The following is a 17,922-nucleotide window of genomic DNA, read 5'->3' on the forward strand; positions in this document are numbered from 1 at the left end:
CGGGACCGAGCATCGCGAGGACCCGTGTCGAAATCTCCGCAGCCGACGTCTGGTGGTGACCACTTCGGAGGTGGTTGCGTTGGCGAGTTCGGCTGTCTGAGGTTTCGACTCGACTTGTCGCTGCGCTCCTCGTCGGCTCAACCATCAACGGGCAGTTGCTGATTGAGTAGGACCGTATCGAAATCTCCGCAGCCGACGTTGGGTGGTGACCACCTCTGAGGTGGTTGCATCGTCAAATCAACCAGCAACGAGCAGTGGCTGATCGAGCGCAATCCGCGTGAGGAGCACTCCCACGCGATCACGACGGCCGGACGATCTCCTTCCAGAACGTTTCGGGGAGTTGACCTCCGCGGCGGAGCAGGATGGACAGGCCGGTGGCCATGGCCACGCCGAGCAGTCCCAGCCACAGCCCGACGCCGGCGATGACGACCAGTGCGACGACGCGTGCGGCCGGCCAGGGGTCGACGATCAGCAGGATGGGTGCGAACAGAACTCCGGTGCCGATGTACCACGACGACGCGGTACGGTCGCAGTACATGACGATCTTCAGCCACCGTGGCATGGGGTGGACCTCGTGGGATGTGGTCATCAGATGCCTCCGATCCTTGGTCCCCACCATTCGATCGCAGCACCAACGCCCCGGCAATTACCTTGGACGTCATGACCGATTCGGTGATGACCACCCCGTCCGGCGCGGGTCACCTGCTGCGTGACTGGCGGGAACGGCGTGGGCTCTCACAACTCGAGTTGTCGAACCGGACGGGGATCTCGTCGAGGCATGTCAGCTTTGTCGAGACGGGGCGCTCCACCCCGAGTCCGGAGCTGATCCATCGTCTGGGCGAAGAACTCGACATCCCGCTCCGCCACCGCAACCAGATCCTGACCGCGGCCGGCCATGCTCCCCGCTATCCGCAGCGCGCCGTCGACGCCCCCGAACTGGCGGTGGTCCGGCGTGAACTCTCGGCGATGATCGCCGCGATGGCGCCGAATCCGGCGGTGATCATCGACCGGCACTGGAATCTGGTCGAGGCCAATGCGTGCATCGGGCCGCTGCTCGACGGATGTGCCGCCCACCTGCTGCAACCGCCGGTCAACGTGCTGCGGCTCGGACTGCATCCGGACGGGATCGCCCGACGGGTCACGAACTTCGCGGAATGGAGCGCACACCTGATGGGGCAGGTGCGGCGTCGGGCGGCCCACACCGGCGACGCCGAGCTCGTGGCGCTGGCCGCCGAACTGGAGGGATATCTTCCCGACGGCACCGGGCATCATGATTCCGTCACGGTCGGCACCGATGCCGTCGTCCTGCCGTTGCGCCTGGACCATCCGGACGGTGAGCTGGCGTTCTTCTCGGTCGATGCCGCCCTGACCTCGGCCCGGGATGTCACCGTCGAGGAGCTGACCGTGGAGATCTTCTCACCCGCCGATGCCGCCACGGCCGAGTTCCTGCGCCGCGTGGCGAGCGCGTGAACACCGGCCGGTCCGCCCCCGGCGTCAGTCCTGGGGTTCGAGTTCCCCGTCGTCGGTCTGCCCGCGGGTGAGCAGCCACTCCATCGGACCGGTCAGGACCAGCATCAGCAGCGGCCAGCTCCCTGACGGTGGGACGACGATCGCGATGATCAGGGCCACCGCGAGCAGGATCATCGTGGCGTAGCGTCCCCGGCTCGTCATCCACTTGCGGGTGCCGGGATCGTCGACGTCGTCGAGCAGGTCCGGATGTGACACGCCCCAGCGTTCGAGCGCGGTCAGCGCGATCACCGACAGCAACAACACGCCGATGTACAGGTCGTTGGCCCAGTCGATGTCCTTGCCGTCGAGCAGGGCGGTCGCGAACGGCAGCACCACGATGGTGAACAGCCACAGGAACGTCAGGTTCATCAGACCCGAGTCGTAGGACTTGAAGTACTCCATCGACCGGTGGTGCTGCCGCCACAGCACCCAGATCACGATGAAACTGATCACGAAGCTGATCAGTTCGACGTCGTGGTCGGCGAAGACGGTCCCCAGGTCTGAGCCGCGCTCGATCTCGCCGGCGAAGTCGGCGAGCGGCAGAACCAGCAGGGTCAGGGCGATGGCGACCACCGCATCGGTGAAGGCGATCAATCGCCGGAAGCCTTCTTCGGTGCGACGTTCGTCCAGCGTGGCCATGGCTAGCAGGGTAAATGCCACGGGCTCCGGCTTCTACCGATGTGGGCAACTCTGGCACGAGTCTCCACGTTCTGTCACAGCGCGTATCGCGGGTCCTGCACAATTCGACGATGCACCTCGATCCGCGGATGGGTGCCTTCGATGCCGTGATGTTCGGCGTGGAGGGTGATCCGTTGCTGCGATCGGTGATCATCCTGGTGGCGATGCTCGATCGGTGCCCGGACCGCACCGTGATCGACGACCGGGTCGATCACATGACCCGACGCATCCCCCGGCTGCGGCAGCGGGCCGTCGGCAACCCGTTGTCGCCGGCACCGCCGCGGTGGGAGACCGACCCGAACTTCGACCCCACCTTTCATCTGCGGTGGCGTCGGGGCGACGACAGCTGTTCGGCTGTCGACGCGGTCCTCGCATACGCGGAGCGGATGAGCGAAGCCGACTTCGACCATGCCCGCCCGCTCTGGGAGGTGGCGATCCTCACCGATCTCGCCGACGACGCCGCCGCGTTCGTCCTGAAGATCCACCACAGCATCACCGACGGTGTCGGCGGGATGGCGATGGCCGCCGACATGTTCGACCTGCAACGTGAACCCGCGTCGTCGCCGCCGAGCCCGGATGTGCCGCCACCGGCTCCGCTCGGCATGGTCGGCCGGATCGGGCAGGACATCGGCTTCGAGACCCGGGCAGCCCGCGACACCGTCGTGACCAAGATGCAAGTTAGACTGTCGGCGTGTCTGATCAAATGTCCGCCGTCATCTACTGCCGAATCTCACAGGACCGCATGGGTGAGGGGGCCGGGGTCGAGCGTCAACGGCAGGATTGCGAACGACTGGCTGAGCAACTGGGGTGGATGGTAGTCGAGACGTACATCGACAACGACGTGTCGGCGTACTCGAAGAAACCTCGCCCGGAGTATCGGCGGATGCTCGACAAGATCGCGGCCGGCGGTGTCGGCGGCGTGCTCGCGTGGCACACCGATCGGCTGTACCGCTCAATTCCTGACCTGACCGAGCTCGTCGAAGTGTGCGACGAGCACGGCATCGAGATTCGCACGTGTCGGGCCGGCGAAGTCGATCTGGCCACGCCGAGCGGCCGGCTCAGCGCGACGATGTTCGCGGGAATCGCACGGTACGAGGTCGAGCGGTCCGCCGAGCGGATCAAGGCGGCGAAGGACCAGCAGGCGTTAGACGGCCGGTTCCGGGGCGGGCCGCGCCCGTTCGGCTACAAAGACGGCGGGATGGAGATCGAGTCGGCTGAAGCAAATATGGTCCGCGAGGCGGCCGAACACGTGCTGGCCGGCGGGTCGATCATGTCGATTCGCAAGCGGTGGAACGCTGCGGGCGTCACGACCTCGCGAGGTGCGGCGTGGACCGGGACGTCGGTCAGGAAGGTGTTGCTGCGGGCGCGTAACGCCGGCCTCGTAGAACAGCAGGGCAAGGTGATCGGTCCGGCGAAGTGGCCGGCGATCTTCGATGTGGACACGTGGCACGCGGTGCGGGCGATCGTGACCGATCCTGCTCGCCGAACCTCGACGTCGTACGAACGGGCGCACCAGGGCGCGGGCGTCTACCGCTGCGGTAAGTGCGGTGGCCCGATGAAGGTGTTCAAGGCTCACGGAAACGAGCGGGACTACCGCTGCCAGGAGACGCCCCACTTGTCGCACCGCAAGGCCGCACTGGACGAGTTCGTGAGTGCCCTTGTGGTGGAACGACTTTCACGCCCCGACGTTGCTGAGGTGTTTGCCGTGGATTCGGCGGAGACTGACACGTGGAAACTTCAGGTCGAGCGAGACGGGTTGCAAGCACGCAAGGACGAGCTCGCCGGCCTTTTCGCGTCCGGGGCGATCGACGGTTCTCAGTTGTCGAGGGCGAGCAGCGATCTTCAGCGGCAGATCGACGCGTTCGATATGAGGCTCGCGGCGGTGCGTGAGACGTCGCCGGTGGCGAGCCTGATCCTTGCTGATGACGTGGCGGCGCGGTGGGCTGAACTGTCGGCGGATACGCGGGCGAAGGTGATTGACGCGCTGATGACGGTGACGGTGTTGCCGGTTGGTCCGGGTCGCCGGCGGGTGGTCGTGGGGGACCGCGTGCAGATCGAATGGAAGAAATAGAACCCACGAACGCACGACCGTAAAACGGAACCGGACACCCAAGGCGCAACCTCTTAACTGTCACGGTCACGAACCCTGACAGCACCCACCACACCAGCCCTCACGGGAGGTTGCCCCATGCCCGAAACCGACCTGGCCGAGCGCGTCCGCCAGCTCGTCGACGACGCCCCACCGATCACGGCCGAGACACGCGACCGGATCGCAGCCCTCGTCAAGGCCGGCGGACGATGAGTGCCAGCGCCCCGCGACGCAAGGCCGGCGCGAAACGCAAACCACGGCCGAGGCCGGCGCCGAACAAGCGGAAACGTCCACGCCGCAACCGGCACGCACCGAAGCCGCCGACACCGACACCGACACGGCAGACCTACCGCAAACCGCAACGAGGCACCAGCGACCCGTACCTCTGGGCCGAGAAACGGATCAACGGTGACCGCTACCTCGTCGAGATGGCCGCTCAGGAGTTCATCGGCCGGAGCAGGGTCACACTGTGGGACTGGCGCCGGCAAGGGCTCGTGATCGCTCGCCAATGCCGATTCCCTGACGGGTCTAAGCATTGGCTATATCACGCCGGATCGTTGAGGGCGGCGAAACGCGAGACGGACCGCCGGAAGCGCGATCAGCTCAGGGTCGGCGGGTCGGGACGCGGACACCGTGGACGCAGATCGAAGATCGAACTGGCCCGTGCACGGGCTGACGCGCAACGACGCCGAGACGAACGCAACGCCGAAAAGGCAGCACGCCGACGCGCCATGCGTGAGGCAGCAGAGGCAGCAGAACGCGCCGAGGACGAGCTATACGCCCGCCAGAATGAAGGATCGTGAACCGGCCCCCGCCGGGAAGACACCTTTACGCGCCCACCCGCGCGATACCACACGATCAGCATTCGCGCAACGTGAAATAGACCACACGTCAAGATTCGCGATCGTGAATCTCGTATGAGGACTGATCTGAATGTACCTAACCAAGGCCCAGGCCGCTAGCCGCCACAACGTCAAGACGGGAACGATCGACCGCTGGGCGCTCGCCGGTTGCCCGTTCGTGACTCAACCGAGAGTCGGCCGGCTGTACCTCGTCGAGGACATCGACCGGTACGCCGCTCTGATGCGAGCACGGTCACGGGTCGGTAAAGGCCGGCCGAAGGGTGCCCGCAACAAACCGAAGTCGGACACCGCGCATACCGTCACACGCCCAACCAACACGGAGGACCAGTGAAGACCGGAATAACGTTCGACTGCCCCTGCGGAGCAACGGGTGTGCCGCTCGGGTGGGGCTGGAAGGCGTACGCGCATGAGGCCGGCAAGCCGTGGGATAAGGGATCGGCCGGCCGGGCGGTCCACAACGACACGCGATGCTCGTCGGCGCCTGCCGATCTGTTCAAGCACTTCCTGAGAAACGCCGGCATGGCCGTTTACGGACCATTGGCCGACGACATGCGGCTTGCGACCGATGCGGAGATTGCGGCGGGCATCTTTGTTGGCGGGCCGAACGACAAAGGGTCCCACACCGAACAAGGGGAACTGTTTTGAGCGGGCAGGCGCGGCAACCGATCGTCTATCACGGGACGCTCGAAGCGCCGTACCAGACCGCACCGCTGGCCCTCGCGAGAGATTCAAGCCTTAGCGACGGCGCGCGTTCCGTGGCGCTCTGGCTGTGGTCGCACAGCGACGGCTACCGAATCTCGCAACGCTCAGTCATGGAGAAGATGGGCAAAGGGCAGGGATCGGTCCGGAGCGCGTTCGATCACCTTCAGGCGGCGCGATGGATGGTGCGCCAGCCCGTGGTAGCCAACGCCGGCGGTCGTGCGCTCGGATTCCATTACCACCTAACGCGAGGCGAGCCGTTCACCGACTCCGAGGTGGAACGACTCACGCGCGAGATTGTCCTGAACTCGGAGTCGACAGGTGCATCCGAATCAGACGCACCGGAACCGGAGCCGTCGACAGGTGCATCCGAATCAGATGCACCACCCGTATCCGAATCAGATGCACCACCCGTATCCGAATCAGATGCACAAAGCAGTGAGAGAAGAAGTGAAAGAAAAGCAGCTAGCGCGCGAGATGAATCCGAGGACCAGGAGCACACCGACGAGATGACCAACGACGAGCACACCGAATCGGCGTCCGACATCCTCGCCCGTGGAATCCGCAACGTGGCCGACGAGCATCGAGTCATAGCCGGCGGGTACCGCTACCTCGCCGGCGGGCGATTCGTGCGAAACGACTACGCCGACAAGCTGGCGCCCAAGGGGAAACCCATGCGGATCGTGGGAGATGGCACCTCGCCCCAACGCGAGGACTTCCCGAACGTCTCCGACGACAACTACCACGCGGCCGAAGCAAAGAACCTGATCCGCTGCGGCTGGCTCGCCCGCAAACAAACTGAGTCGCTGGGCAAGGGTATCGACAGCCCTGCTCGCTGGCTGGCCAAGGCGATAGCCGGCGAGCAGGCACGCGAGACAGCACCACGACGACGATTCCAGGAAGTGTGAGCGATGACCGAGAATCTTCAGGACCACATGGACTTGCGGCGCCGCCGGCCTCGTGGTGATCTGACCGACCTCGCTCACCGCAACCGGCAACGCCAGTCGGCTAAGGGCGAGCTTGGTCGATTGTTTGTGTGGCGTGCTCGGTCGGTGTCGGGTGAGTCTGCGGTTGGTGTCGGTCGGGGCCGCTAGCCGCCGGCCTTCCCGGTGAGCGGTCGAAGGTGGTGGCGTCGTTGCGGGAGTCGGGGTTGAGTATCCGGGCGATCGCAGCGGCAACGGGACTAGGTCGCGGCACTGTCGAGCGTGAGATCGAGGCACCTGTCCCAAATGGGACACCTGAACCGATCACCGGCACGGACGGTAAGACGTACACGCCGGCACCGAAACCCGTCGAGGTAGTCGAAGAACCCGCACCGGGGTAGGGGCCTCACCGCCACCACGACCAACCCACCACGGACAGATTCGGCCGGTAGTGGTCGTCTCCCCCCGCGTGGCCGCCCCCATCGCGCGAGGCACTAGGCGGCTGAGAGCCGTTCTGACGGCTTTGGGACGTACGTCCGTCTAATCCATCCATTCCGACGCGAAATCGCGTCACCTTTGAAATGAGGGCTGTCTATGACCGTTCAGAGTGAAGACAAGCGGGACGCGATCGACCTACTGAGGGCAGTGGTCGACGAAGACCCCAAACGATGGGCTGATGTTCAGAAACGCATGTACGGCCGGTACGGCGCGCCGGAACGTGTAATGGCCGTGTTGGCCGGGCTTGCGCTGCAAGCGTCGGTGCCGGGCGACCGGGCCGGACATCCCCGCGTGGCCGGGCACTGCGTGTCGGCGCCGGTGCAGTCCGAAATCGAGGTCGGCTGATGGCATGGTGGCGGCGTCACACGCCGCAACTCGACGAACCACTCGCCACGGACGCGGTGACGGTGCTCGACAAGACACCAGAGGACCTGTGGCGGGAACAGCCGTACCTACGGACCGTGATCACGTTCCTCGCCCGCAACGTTGCCCAGCTCGGAGTCCACACCTACCGGATCGACGAGGACGGCGGACGTGAGCGGGTCCGGGACCACGCGTTGCCGAAGCTGATCAGCCGGCCGAACCCGCAAGACACGACGTTCGACTTCGTCCAGAGGCTTGTCGGCTCGCTGGCACTGTACGACCGCGCGCTGGTGTGGGTGACTCCGGACGCGGTGGGTGAGCCGGCCGAACTTCGGGTCATCCCGGAGACGTGGATCGTGGAAACGACGGACTCGATACCGTTCCGGGTGGGTTCGTATGTGTTGCAACCGGAGTCGTCGCCGGAGTCACGGGTGACGGTGCCGGCGTCCGACGTGATCGAGTTTCACGGTTGGAATCCTACCGATCTGCGAATCGGGGCCTCGCCGATCCCGTGCCTGAAATCGGTTCTGGCTGAACAGATTCAGGCTCAGTCGTTCCGCCGGCAAATGTGGGAGAACGGCGGTCGTGTGGGTTCGTACCTGACCCGACCGAAGGATGCGCCGGCGTGGTCGAACGAGGGCCGGAAACGGTTCAAGTCCGGTTGGACCGCAGCGTATACCGGTGACGGTGCGAAGGTCGGCGGCGTGCCCGTCCTCGAAGACGGAATGGAACTGAAGCGCGTCGGATTCAGCGCGAAGGAAGACGACTATGTCGAGGGCTCAAAGCTCGCCCTGACTACGGTTGCGTCTGTCTTCCACGTGAACCCGACGATGATCGGTTTGCTCGACAACGCGAACTACAGCAACGTTCGCGAGTTCCGTCGCGGCCTGTACGGCGACACTCTGGGGCCGATTATCGCGATGATCGAGGCACGACTGAACGCCGACCTCGTGACACGGTTCAGCGACACGCAAAACATGTACGTGGAGTTCAATATTCGCGAAAAACTCGAAGGCAACTTCGAGGAACAGGCCGCGCAACTCGCGTCCGCCCTGAGTGCCGGCTACATGACACCGAACGAGGTTCGGGCGCGGCTGAACATGCCGGCCCTGCCCGGCGGTGACGTCCTGCGGGCACCGCTGAACATGGCCGACGTCGAGGCGCCGGCAACCGACGACAAGGTGGGATCGGATGAAGCATAAGCAAGCGGCCGGCGCGCTCGTGAAGTCGACCGTAGAAAACGGATTCGACGGCTACGCAAGCGTTTTCGGAGTCAAAGACTCGTACGGCGACATCGTTCAGGCCGGCGCGTTCGCCGACACCCTCAACGAGTGGAAGGCCAAAGGCCGGCGGATTCCCGTGTTCTACGGGCACCGCACCGATGACCCGGAAATGTGCATCGGCCATGTCGTCGAGGCCGGCGAGGACGATCACGGGCTGAAAGTGTCCTGCCAGCTCGACATGGACTCACCGAAGGCGATCCAGACTCACCGGATGCTCGCGGACGGGCGGATCGGCGAAATGTCGTTCGGGTACATCACCCGCGACAGTGAACAGAAGTCAGACCATCTACTGCTGAAAAACGTTGAGCTACTGTAGGTTTCAGTGGTTCCAGTTGGTGCGAATCGTGCCACGTCGATCAGCAATGTCAAGGACGCCGGACAGTCCGGCGACCACAACCCGAAGGGTGACCGCATGAACGTGAAGACCGCTCAGGACCGTGCCGCTGCGATGTCCAAGGCCGACGAACTCGCGGCTCAGGCGAAGGCCGGCGAGCTCGACGACGCCGGCAAGACCGAACTGGCCGGCCTCGTGGAGGAAGTGAAGGCGTTCGACGAGCGCGTAAGCAAGGCCCTCGAATCGAAGACCCTGATCGACGCGGTGGCCGCTCTGGGCGGCGAGCCGAAGACCGGCGAGGACGGCGAGAAGTCCGGTGAGGCCCTGACCGGCCGAAAGTACCTGGCGTTCAGTGGCCGTAAGGCGCGCGCCATGTCCGGCAACCTGTCCAAGGCGATGCTCGGTGGCGTCGGTACCAAGGCCCTCGTCTCGTCGGGGTCGGTAGTGACCGGCACCCCACTCGAAAACCAGTCCCCGATCGAGCTTCAGCGTATCCCGACCTCGCTGCTCGACGTGCTCCCGGTCAAGGTTCACGGCACGCCCCGCTACCGCTACCTGCGGCAGACCTCGCGGGACAATCAGGCGGCGCCGTGGACGTCGGGTGCCAAGCCGGAATCCTCGTACGGGATCGAGTCGGTGGATGCCGAGCTGACCGTGATCGCGCACGTCTCGGACGGCCTGAACGAGTACGACGTGCTGGATAACGCCGAGCTCGCCGGGTTCGTTGAGGCGGAGATGCTGCACGGTTTGCGGCGTGCTGTGGAGGCTCAGGTGATCGGCGGTTCGGGTACTGCCCCGAATCTGCGGGGCATCCTGAACACGTCCGGGATCGTGGTTCAGGCGTTCGCTACCGACCTCGTGACCACGACCCGCAAGGCGATCACTGCTTTGGAGTCGGCCGCGTTCGTGCCTCACGCGTTTGCGATGGCGCCTCAGGTGTGGGAGGCGATCAGCCTTCAGCGCAACACGGGCGGCTCGTTCGATCTGGGCAACGTTGCCGTGGATCGTGCGGCTCAGCGTCTGCATGGTGTGCCGGTCGTGGTGTCGACCGCTCTGCCGGCCGGTAAGGCTCTGCTGCTCGATCAGTCGTCGGTCCGTGTGGATGTGGATTCGGCCGGCGTCCTGACGAAGTGGGGGACAGTCGGTAACGACTTCGCCGAGAACGTGATCCGGGTTCGTACTGAATCCCGGTTTGGTGTGTCGGTGCTGCGGCCGGGTGGTGTGGTGTCGATCGAGACTGAGTGATGTTCTCGGACAACTGAATAGAGATGGAAGCGCCCGGCGCTGGCCCTTGATTGGGTCGGTGCCGGGCGTTTTTCGTGTTTCTGGGCTATGAGTGAGACGGACCGGGGCGAAGGTAGCGCCCCGGTCCGCCACTGACCATCTTACCCTGACCAGCAATTTCGCCCGCGCCGACGAAAAGACTGCGGGCGGACCGCCACAAGCGGACGTGAACAGGCTTTCTTCCCCTACGGTAAAGAACGGGACCGGGGCGAAGCTACCGCCCCGGTCCACCGGGGCTCATCTTACCCTGACCGGCACTTTCTCCCGTGTGGGAGAAAAGACGGCGATTCGGCGAACGATGCCGGACGGGACAGAGTTCTGGTCGGCGCGTGACCTGATGCCGCTGTTGGGGTATGCGAACTGGCAGCAGTTCTCCCCCGTGATAGACCGGGCGAAAATCACGATCGAAGCGTTGGGCGAGGACGTGACCAGGCTTTTTAGTCCTACGACTAAGAACTCGACGGGCGGTCGTCCCGGCGCTGACGTACTCATGACGCGGCTCGCGTGCTACCTCGTGGCAATGAACGGCGACCCGCGCAAGCCAGAGGTCGCAGCGGCACAAGCCAATCGACACCCTACGGGTGGCCAAGCATTGAACCCCATCGCCGAATCGACCCACGGACCAAGCACTTACCGCGTAGAACCACGACCGATTGCCACCCGACCCGAAGGGCAGGCGGTAACCATGTGGCACCGGGGCCGCGTTGATCAGACTCGGAACGGTGGCCCTCATCGACGGTGAGGGACTGAGCTACATCGAGCAGGCTGGTTTGCGTCGGGCTCTGCAGAAACGACGGGCGCGAGGTCGGAAACCTGTTACGCGCGCTCAGTGCCCCGGTGCCGCTATGACGCGGCTACGGCTGAACCGTCCGGGGCCGTTCAGGTCAACGGGCAAGCAACGAGGCGTACACGCCGGCGGCTCGGTTGATCACAGCGACGAACCCCAACGGATCAGGCGGACAGAAAGTGTCGATGTACAGCCACGGATCGACTTTCCCGGTGTCGGCGTCGATCGACCGCCCTACGCTGATCGTGCGGTTGACGTTGCCGTATCCGGGGCCGGTAAACGTGCGCTCGAACATGGTGTGGGTCACGTGCCCGTCACTGTCGATGTCGATATCGACGATGGTCAGTCCGCCGGGGGTGGTGATCGGGGTGTTGTTCAACAGATCGACTTTCTCTCAGAGTGCCGCGAACAGGGCGGCGCGGAACCCGCCGTCGTATGACGGGTTGTCTTCGGGGTCGGGCTGGACGCGCAAGAGTCTTGCGGCGAAGACGGGCACGAGAGGCCCGGGGAGCTGGCCGAGGAGTTCGGTAGCCGATTCGTGGCCGGCATTCCAGTCGGACATGTTCACGCCGACACCTCGTTCCGGGCGTGCCGGCACTCACCCCGGTATCGGCGTGCGACCTCGACGTCACCGAGGCCCCACCGGTCGTAGAACCGGTCGAGGAGGTCGGAGTGGTGCGGGTTGAGGTAGTCGTGTTCAACGGTGTGTCGGCCGCTCATCGGGTCACCTGCCGGAGGTGGTCGGGGTGGACGAGTTCGGCGGGCCGGTCACCGAAACGCACCATCACGCAATCCCGACGGAATCGGACGATCCGGCACGGCATGGCGAGTTGACCGCTCATGCCGATGTAGGTGGCTGGTCCGGTGTGGAGTCCCCATGTGTTGGTCATGCGTGCCATCCGAGGCGGACGCAAGCCCAGAGGGCGGCAACGGGCAGGGGATAGGCGAGGGCGAAAATGATCGCACCCTGAAGTAGCATTGAGCCACGGCGCATTACGAACTCTCGATTCGTATCGTCGGAGGCTTGCGCGAGGTGTTGGTAGCACCGGCGTGAGCCGCTATCGGTCGATAGCAGCTCTAGTGATACCTCCGTCGTGGCCGCCGCGGGGTTCGTCCTCGCGATCGCCCGTGACGGGCTGACCCACCCGGTGCGCACCGTGACCTCGGCCGCGACGACGACAACGGCGATGATCCGGATGCTCGAGCCGCAGAGCACGCCACGATCGGAGCTGATGACGAAACGCTCGCTGTCGTCGTCGTTCTCGATCCTCGACGTCCCGCTCGACGAGTTACGACGCGCGGCGACGGTCGCCGACACCACGATCAACGTCTGCTTCGTCGCAGCCGTCGCCGGTGCGGTGCGTCGCCACCACCAGCGTCTGGGGCACCCGCTGCCCGAGTTCCGGGTGAACATGCCGATCAGCCTGCGTACCGACGCCGACGCCGAAGGCGGGAACCAATGGGTACCGGCACGATTCATCGTGCCCACCGAGCCCGACGACCTTCGGTCACGGATTCGGCGCCTCGACCCGATCCTGCACAAGGCACGCACCGATCCGGCACTGCACCTGTCGACCATCGTCTACCAGTTGCTCACCCTCCTGCCCCGGCAGGTGACCACCTCAGTGGCCGGATCGCTGATGAAGGGAGTCGACGTCGCGGCCACCAATGTGCCGGGGCCGCCGATCCCAGTGTTCACCGGTGGTGCCGAGGTCACCGCACTCGTGCCGTTCGCCCCCAAAGGCGGTGCGGCGGTGAACGTCGCACTCATGTCCTATGCCGGGCGTGCCTACCTCGGGATCAACTGTGACCCGGCCGCCGTCATCGACCCGGAACTGTTGACCGACTGCATTCGGGAGGGTCTCGCGGAAGTGGTGGCGCTGCACTGAGGGGTGTCGGAGATGGTCGCCAACGTGGTCGGGCTGCGGAGATTTCGACTCGGGTCCTCGCCTTTCCGGCTCGGTCCCGGCTCAATCATCGTAGTTGGTTTGGCTCGATCATCAACGGCGGGTTGGTGGTTGAGCCGATGAGGAGCGTAGCGACGAGGCGTGTCGAAACCTCGGTGAGCCGAATTTGTCGGCGTGACCACCTCGGAGGTGGTTGCTATCGTGCTGGGGTTGCGGTGATTTCGACTCGGGTCCTCGCCTTTCTGGCTCGGTCCCGGCTCAATCATCGTAGTTGGTTCGGCTTAATCATCAACGGCGGGTTGGTGGTTGCCAACTCGGGTTGCGGTGATTTCGACTCGGGTCCTCGCCTTTCCGGCTCGGTCCCGGCTCAATCATCGTAGTAGGTTCGGCTCAATCATCGACGAAGTCTCTGCTCAATCATCGAAGTGGGTTCGGCTCGATCATCAACGGCTGGTGGGTGGTTGAGCGGTCATGGCCCCGTGCAGGCGTTTTGCCAGTTCGGTGACGACGCGGTGGGGCTGGCCGAACAGCAGGGCGCTGCCGTGGGCACGCTTGAAGTACAACTGGATGTCGTGCTCCCAGGTGATGCCGATGCCGCCGTGTAGCTGGATGGCCTCACCGGTGACGGTCGCGAACGATTCCGAGCAGTAGACGTGGGCGGCGGCGGCGAGCTCCGGGGCGTCGGCCGCCCCGGCGGCGACGGCGTCGAGTGCGGCCCGGGAGATCGACCGGGACGTCTCGACCAGCGTGTACATGTCGGCCATACGGTGTTTGAGGGCCTGGAACGATCCGATCGGCCGGCCGAACTGCGAGCGCTCCTTGGTGTACTGCACGGTGAGGTCGAGGGTGCGGGCGGCTCCGCCGACCTGCTCCGCCGACAGCAACGCCCAGGCGGCGGTGCGCAGTGTGTCCTCGGTGTCGGCCTTGGCCGTGATGGTGGTGGCGGCGACGTCGTCGAAGGTGACCGATGCGAGTGGCCGGGTGGGGTCGACGACGGGCCGCGGCGTGATGGTGATGCCCTCGGCGTGCGCGTCGACGTCGTGGACGGTCAGGCCGCTACTCGTACCCGCCAGGACGAGGAGATGATCGGCCGACTCGCCGTCGAGGACGTAATGGGCGGTGCCGGTGAGCAATCCGGCCTCGGCGGTCACACCGGGGGCGGCCCACCCGTCGGGTCCGGCCCAGCACAGCGCCACCGACTTCTCGCCGGAAGCGATACCCGGCAGCAGGCGCCGGGCGGCGTCGGTGTCGCCGGTGGCCAGGATCGCCGCGGTGGCGATGGCCGCGGAGTACACCGGCACCGGGCAGAGCACCGCCCCGGTCTCCTCCAGGATCACACCGGTCTCGGCGAAGCCGGCTCCGGCGCCGCCGAACTCGTCGGGGACGGGGAGTGCGGCCACACCGATCTCGGTGCACAGGGTCTGCCACAGCGGGCGGTCGATGCGGCTGGGACTCGACATGGCGGCGCGGACGGCGTCCGGTCCGGACCGCTGCTTGAGCAGCCCGGCCACCGAAACCCGCAACGCTTCACGGTCTTCGGCGGAGATGGTCGCCGCGTCATGGTCGGTCGTGGTGCTCACAGCGTCTCCAGAATCCGGGCGCGGTGCGCCGCCGGGGTACCCCACGCCGACACCAGCGCCCTGGTCTTGGTCAGATACAGCGACAGATCGTGTTCGCGGGTGTAGCCGATCGCCCCGAGGACCTGAAGTGCCTGCCGTGACGCGAGGTGGGCGGCGTCGGCGGCGGCGACCTTGGCCGCCGAGATGTCACGGGAGACGTCGGTGCCCTCGGGGGCGCCACCGTCGACGCCGACGGCGGCACCGTGGACCAGGGGCCGGGCCATCTCGAGGGCGATCGCGACATCGGCGAGATGATGTTTGACCGCCTGGAAGGAACCGATCGCCCGGCCGAACTGCTTGCGGGCCACCGCATACTCCGCGGCCAGCGACAGCATCCGTCGGCCCAGACCGAGCAGTTGTGCGGCGGTCGCCAGCGCACCCAGATCGACGGCGGCCGAACCGTCCACGCCGGTGGCCAGCGGGGCCCCGGCATCGACGTCGGACACGGTGCGCGCCGGGTCGACCGTGCGCAGCGCCGCACCGGCGGTGCCCACCGAGAGTGTCTCTCCGGTCAGCAGATACACCGTCGAGACCGCGTCGGCGTCGGCGGCGCGTGGCTGCACCGGGGCGGCCGCCACCGACACGACACCGCCGGCGGCGATGGCCTCGAGCGGGTCGGTCACCCCGGCGGCTCTCAGCAGTGTCGGTGCGACGGCGATGGTCTCGGCGAGCGGTCCGGGAACGCCGTGACGGCCGAGCTGTTCGAGGGCGACGACCATCTCGACCGCACCGGCACCGGCACCGCCGAAGGCGTCGTCGACCATCAGCCCGAACACGCCGGTCTCGGCGAGCTGGGCGAACACCGCTTCGGCGGGGGTGCGGTCGCCGTCGGCCCAGGCGCGGGCGACGGCAGGCGAGTCGGCCTTGGTCAGCAGCGCGTCGATGCTCGAGGCGAGGTCGTCATGAATGTCGGAGAGCAGGAAATCCATCGGTTCCTCACCGGTCCCCACGCGGCAGGCCCAGCAGGCGTTCCGCGATCACGTTGCGTTGGATCTCGTTGGTGCCGGCGTAGATCGGCCCCGACAACGAGAAGAGATAGCCGTCCAGCCAGGCGTCGTCGAGTTCGGCGTCGGCGCCCTGCAGGTCGAGGGCGGTCTCGTGGGCGGCGATGTCCCACTGCGACCAGAACACCTTGTTGATCGACGACTCCATGCCGAGTTGTCCGCCGGCGGCCAGCCGGCTCACGGTCTGATACGTCGACAGCTCGTAGGCGCGCGAACCGATCCAGGCGTCGGCGACGGCGGCATCGGTGCCCGCGGTCGGCGGTACGTCGTCGCGCCGCGACCGCCACAGATCGAGCAGGCGATCGGTGGTGGCCAGGAAGCGCCCGGGGGACCGCAGCGAGAGACCGCGCTCGTTGGCGGCGGTACTCATCGCCACCTTCCAGCCGTTGTTCACCTCGCCGATCACCCCGGATTCGCCAGGGGCGGAGGGATCGTCGGGGACGAAGACGTCCTCGAGGAACAACTCGGCGAAGCCCGCCTCGCCGTCGAGCTGGGCGATCGGACGGACGGTGACCCCGGGACTGCGCAGATCGAACATGAAGTAGGTGATGCCCTTGTGCCGCTGGGCCTGCTTGTCGGTGCGGAACAGCCCGAATCCCCAGTCGGCGAAACTCGACCGCGAACTCCAGGTCTTCTGCCCGTTGAGCAGCCAGCCGCCGTCGGTGCGGGTGGCCGTCGACCGCAGCGACGCCAGGTCGCTGCCCGACTCGGGCTCGCTCCAGGCCTGGCCCCAGATGTCGTCGGCGCGTGCCATGCGCGGCATGATCCGTTGCAACTGTTCGGGATGGGCGTGCTCGAACAGGGTGGGGGCGAGCAGGAAGATGCCGTTCTGGCTGACCCGCCCGGGCGCCCCGGAACGGTAGTACTCCTCCTCGAAGATCAGCCAGTGCAGCAGCGGCTCGTCCCGGCCGCCGAACTCGGCCGGCCAGCTCACCACCGACATGGCGTCGGCGGCCATGGTGGCCTCCCACTGCCGGTGTGCCTCGAATCCCTCGGCGGTGTCCATCGACGGGAGTGGCTGTGCCGGAACGTGATCGGCCAGCCAGGCGCGGACCTCGGCGCGGAATTCGTGTGCGGCGTCGTCGAACAGCAGATCCATGTCAGGCCCCCGCACCGTTCCCGGAACCGGCCGCCTTCATCGACCTGGCATCCATCCCGCCGAGCGAGTCGCCGGTCTCGGCGTTGGCCGAGTGTGCGTAGTGGTGCCACCCGAACACCGAGTCCATCGCATTGCGCATACCCATCTGGTCCTCGCAGATGTTGACCGCCTTCTTCGACAGGAACAGTCCCTGCATCGGCATGGCGGCGGCACGTCCGGCGATGTCGTCGACCTTGGCGGCCAGCTCGTCGCGCGGGACGACGTGGTTGACCATTCCCCAGTCGGCGGCCTGTGCGGCGGTGAAACGCTCACCGGTGAACAGGATCTCCTTGGCCCGGCGGGTGCCGAGCGCATAGGCGTGTGCGAAGTACTCGACGCCGGGGATACCCATCCGGGCGACCGGATCGGAGAAGAACGCGTCGTCGGAGGCGACGATGAAATCGCAGGTCCAGGCGAGCATCAGACCGCCGGCGATGCAGGCGCCGTGGACCTGGGCGATCAGCGGCTTGGGGATGTCGCGCCAGCGGCGGCACATCCCCATGTACACCTCCATCTCGCGGGCCAGGCGCTGGTCGGCGCCGGTCTTGTCGCTGTGATCCCAGTGCAGCACCGCGACATTGTCGTAGAAGGTGTCGAAATCGCGTTCGGGCGTGCCGATGTCGTGGCCGGCCGAGAAGTGCTTGCCGTTGGCGCGCAACACGATGACCTTGACCGCCGGGTCGTCGACGGCCTTGCGGAAGGCGGCGTCGAGCGAATAGGTCATCACCGAGTTCTGTGCATTGCGGTACTCGGGGCGGTTGAGCGTCACATAGGCGATCGCGTTCGCGTCGCCGCCGGTCTCGTATGCGACCGGGGTGGTGTCGGGTCCGAGATCGTCGGGACCCAGGGGTGGGGGGATGACGGCGTCGCTCATGCCCACGAGCGTAACCTAGCAAGTGCTTGGTTGGTAGCCGGGTGAAGAATCGCGATCCCGCGGCACCCCG

General features: G+C 66.0%; 20 protein-coding genes. 10 read left to right on the forward strand and 10 right to left on the reverse strand.

The features are described 5' to 3' along the window. Positions 1–298: 298 nt before the first annotated feature. On the reverse strand, positions 299–589 hold the full coding sequence (locus Q9K23_RS17950) for a hypothetical protein (protein ID WP_053778240.1): 291 nt from the start codon (positions 587–589) through the stop codon (positions 299–301). A 71-nt stretch (positions 590–660) separates the two neighbouring features. Here Q9K23_RS17950 and Q9K23_RS17955 point away from each other — a divergent pair, with 71 nt between their 5' ends. Continuing rightward, positions 661–1,470, forward strand: a complete 810-nt coding sequence (locus Q9K23_RS17955; protein ID WP_187343571.1) for a helix-turn-helix transcriptional regulator — start codon at positions 661–663, stop codon at positions 1,468–1,470. Between the two features lie 24 nt (positions 1,471–1,494). Here Q9K23_RS17955 and Q9K23_RS17960 read toward each other — a convergent pair whose 3' ends face one another. After that, positions 1,495–2,148: a TMEM175 family protein gene (locus tag Q9K23_RS17960; protein ID WP_020789941.1), complete on the reverse strand. Its 654-nt coding sequence runs from the start codon at positions 2,146–2,148 to the stop codon at positions 1,495–1,497. 110 nt (positions 2,149–2,258) lie between these two features. Here Q9K23_RS17960 and Q9K23_RS17965 point away from each other — a divergent pair, with 110 nt between their 5' ends. The 8 genes from Q9K23_RS17965 (at position 2,259) to Q9K23_RS18000 (ending at position 10,484) form a co-directional block, all read left to right on the forward strand. Then, the gene (locus tag Q9K23_RS17965) at positions 2,259–3,005 is read left to right on the forward strand and encodes a wax ester/triacylglycerol synthase domain-containing protein (protein ID WP_020789939.1); all 747 of its coding nucleotides are present in this window, start codon (positions 2,259–2,261) and stop codon (positions 3,003–3,005) included. After that, entirely contained in the window at positions 2,930–4,258 is a 1,329-nt protein-coding gene (locus Q9K23_RS17970) for a recombinase family protein (RefSeq protein ID WP_261978057.1), read from the forward strand. Before Q9K23_RS17965 ends, Q9K23_RS17970 begins: the two co-directional genes overlap by 76 nt. A gap of 1,208 nt (positions 4,259–5,466) precedes the next feature. Further along, positions 5,467–5,784, forward strand: coding sequence for a hypothetical protein (locus Q9K23_RS17975; RefSeq protein ID WP_152972857.1), 318 nt, complete (start codon positions 5,467–5,469; stop codon positions 5,782–5,784). Next, on the forward strand, positions 5,781–6,746 hold the full coding sequence (locus Q9K23_RS17980; protein ID WP_152972858.1) for a hypothetical protein: 966 nt from the start codon (positions 5,781–5,783) through the stop codon (positions 6,744–6,746). The genes Q9K23_RS17975 and Q9K23_RS17980 overlap by 4 nt, the downstream gene beginning before the upstream one ends. A 609-nt stretch (positions 6,747–7,355) precedes the next feature. Further along, on the forward strand, positions 7,356–7,604 hold the full coding sequence (locus tag Q9K23_RS17985) for a hypothetical protein (protein WP_053778243.1): 249 nt from the start codon (positions 7,356–7,358) through the stop codon (positions 7,602–7,604). After that, complete coding sequence (locus Q9K23_RS17990) at positions 7,604–8,824, forward strand: phage portal protein (protein WP_020789858.1); 1,221 nt, start codon at positions 7,604–7,606, stop codon at positions 8,822–8,824. Before Q9K23_RS17985 ends, Q9K23_RS17990 begins: the two co-directional genes overlap by 1 nt. Then, a complete protein-coding gene (locus Q9K23_RS17995; protein WP_053778244.1) occupies positions 8,814–9,221 on the forward strand; it encodes an HK97 family phage prohead protease in 408 nt (135 codons plus the stop codon). The genes Q9K23_RS17990 and Q9K23_RS17995 overlap by 11 nt, the downstream gene beginning before the upstream one ends. Positions 9,222–9,317: 96 nt before the next feature. Further along, positions 9,318–10,484 carry a phage major capsid protein gene (locus Q9K23_RS18000; RefSeq protein ID WP_152972859.1) on the forward strand — a complete coding sequence of 389 codons (1,167 nt, stop codon included), beginning with the start codon at positions 9,318–9,320 and terminating at the stop codon, positions 10,482–10,484. A 923-nt stretch (positions 10,485–11,407) separates the two neighbouring features. On the opposite strand, the gene Q9K23_RS18005 is transcribed toward Q9K23_RS18000, so the two are convergent. From Q9K23_RS18005 to Q9K23_RS18020, 4 genes are read right to left on the reverse strand one after another with little or no spacing between them, the layout of a single operon-like run. Then, positions 11,408–11,689, reverse strand: a complete 282-nt coding sequence (locus Q9K23_RS18005) for a hypothetical protein (protein ID WP_020789859.1) — start codon at positions 11,687–11,689, stop codon at positions 11,408–11,410. A gap of 15 nt (positions 11,690–11,704) precedes the next feature. Further along, a complete protein-coding gene (locus tag Q9K23_RS18010) occupies positions 11,705–11,878 on the reverse strand; it encodes a hypothetical protein (RefSeq protein WP_020789861.1) in 174 nt (57 codons plus the stop codon). Then, on the reverse strand, positions 11,875–12,030 hold the full coding sequence (locus Q9K23_RS18015; protein ID WP_020789856.1) for a hypothetical protein: 156 nt from the start codon (positions 12,028–12,030) through the stop codon (positions 11,875–11,877). Before Q9K23_RS18015 ends, Q9K23_RS18010 begins: the two co-directional genes overlap by 4 nt. Continuing rightward, positions 12,027–12,200: a hypothetical protein gene (locus Q9K23_RS18020; RefSeq protein ID WP_160319624.1), complete on the reverse strand. Its 174-nt coding sequence runs from the start codon at positions 12,198–12,200 to the stop codon at positions 12,027–12,029. Before Q9K23_RS18020 ends, Q9K23_RS18015 begins: the two co-directional genes overlap by 4 nt. Before the next feature lie 204 nt (positions 12,201–12,404). Here Q9K23_RS18020 and Q9K23_RS18025 point away from each other — a divergent pair, with 204 nt between their 5' ends. Next, the gene (locus Q9K23_RS18025; RefSeq protein WP_020789867.1) at positions 12,405–13,199 is read left to right on the forward strand and encodes a WS/DGAT domain-containing protein; all 795 of its coding nucleotides are present in this window, start codon (positions 12,405–12,407) and stop codon (positions 13,197–13,199) included. 461 nt (positions 13,200–13,660) lie between these two features. On the opposite strand, the gene Q9K23_RS18030 is transcribed toward Q9K23_RS18025, so the two are convergent. The 4 genes from Q9K23_RS18030 to Q9K23_RS18045 are packed head-to-tail and all read right to left on the reverse strand — an operon-like array spanning position 13,661 to position 17,852. After that, on the reverse strand, positions 13,661–14,797 hold the full coding sequence (locus Q9K23_RS18030) for an acyl-CoA dehydrogenase family protein (protein WP_053778245.1): 1,137 nt from the start codon (positions 14,795–14,797) through the stop codon (positions 13,661–13,663). Beyond that, complete coding sequence (locus tag Q9K23_RS18035) at positions 14,794–15,765, reverse strand: acyl-CoA dehydrogenase (protein WP_059035972.1); 972 nt, start codon at positions 15,763–15,765, stop codon at positions 14,794–14,796. The genes Q9K23_RS18030 and Q9K23_RS18035 overlap by 4 nt, the downstream gene beginning before the upstream one ends. A gap of 7 nt (positions 15,766–15,772) precedes the next feature. Continuing rightward, positions 15,773–16,939 carry an acyl-CoA dehydrogenase family protein gene (locus Q9K23_RS18040; protein WP_053778246.1) on the reverse strand — a complete coding sequence of 389 codons (1,167 nt, stop codon included), beginning with the start codon at positions 16,937–16,939 and terminating at the stop codon, positions 15,773–15,775. A gap of 1 nt (position 16,940) precedes the next feature. Further along, the gene (locus tag Q9K23_RS18045; RefSeq protein WP_053778247.1) at positions 16,941–17,852 is read right to left on the reverse strand and encodes an enoyl-CoA hydratase; all 912 of its coding nucleotides are present in this window, start codon (positions 17,850–17,852) and stop codon (positions 16,941–16,943) included. Positions 17,853–17,922: the final 70 nt, after the last annotated feature.

Origin of the sequence: Gordonia sp. NB41Y (genome assembly GCF_030718915.1) — a bacterium.
Taxonomy (GTDB): Bacteria; Actinomycetota; Actinomycetes; order Mycobacteriales; family Mycobacteriaceae; genus Gordonia; species Gordonia desulfuricans.

Bases quoted from the DNA above. Each gene is read 5' to 3' on its own strand.
- Q9K23_RS17960 (WP_020789941.1), bottom strand. From the start codon at position 2,148: ATGGCCACGCTGGACGAACGTCGCACCGAAGAAGGCTTCCGGCGATTG.
- Q9K23_RS17970 (WP_261978057.1), top strand. From the start codon at position 2,930: ATGGGTGAGGGGGCCGGGGTCGAGCGTCAACGGCAGGATTGCGAACGA.
- Q9K23_RS18040 (WP_053778246.1), bottom strand. From the start codon at position 16,939: ATGGATCTGCTGTTCGACGACGCCGCACACGAATTCCGCGCCGAGGTC.
- Q9K23_RS17990 (WP_020789858.1), top strand. From the start codon at position 7,604: ATGGCATGGTGGCGGCGTCACACGCCGCAACTCGACGAACCACTCGCC.
- Q9K23_RS18020 (WP_160319624.1), bottom strand. From the start codon at position 12,200: ATGACCAACACATGGGGACTCCACACCGGACCAGCCACCTACATCGGC.
- Q9K23_RS18015 (WP_020789856.1), bottom strand. From the start codon at position 12,030: ATGAGCGGCCGACACACCGTTGAACACGACTACCTCAACCCGCACCAC.
- Q9K23_RS17965 (WP_020789939.1), top strand. From the start codon at position 2,259: ATGCACCTCGATCCGCGGATGGGTGCCTTCGATGCCGTGATGTTCGGC.
- Q9K23_RS17950 (WP_053778240.1), bottom strand. From the start codon at position 589: ATGACCACATCCCACGAGGTCCACCCCATGCCACGGTGGCTGAAGATC.
- Q9K23_RS17955 (WP_187343571.1), top strand. From the start codon at position 661: ATGACCGATTCGGTGATGACCACCCCGTCCGGCGCGGGTCACCTGCTG.
- Q9K23_RS17995 (WP_053778244.1), top strand. From the start codon at position 8,814: ATGAAGCATAAGCAAGCGGCCGGCGCGCTCGTGAAGTCGACCGTAGAA.
- Q9K23_RS17985 (WP_053778243.1), top strand. From the start codon at position 7,356: ATGACCGTTCAGAGTGAAGACAAGCGGGACGCGATCGACCTACTGAGG.
- Q9K23_RS18035 (WP_059035972.1), bottom strand. From the start codon at position 15,765: ATGGATTTCCTGCTCTCCGACATTCATGACGACCTCGCCTCGAGCATC.
- Q9K23_RS18045 (WP_053778247.1), bottom strand. From the start codon at position 17,852: ATGAGCGACGCCGTCATCCCCCCACCCCTGGGTCCCGACGATCTCGGA.
- Q9K23_RS18000 (WP_152972859.1), top strand. From the start codon at position 9,318: ATGAACGTGAAGACCGCTCAGGACCGTGCCGCTGCGATGTCCAAGGCC.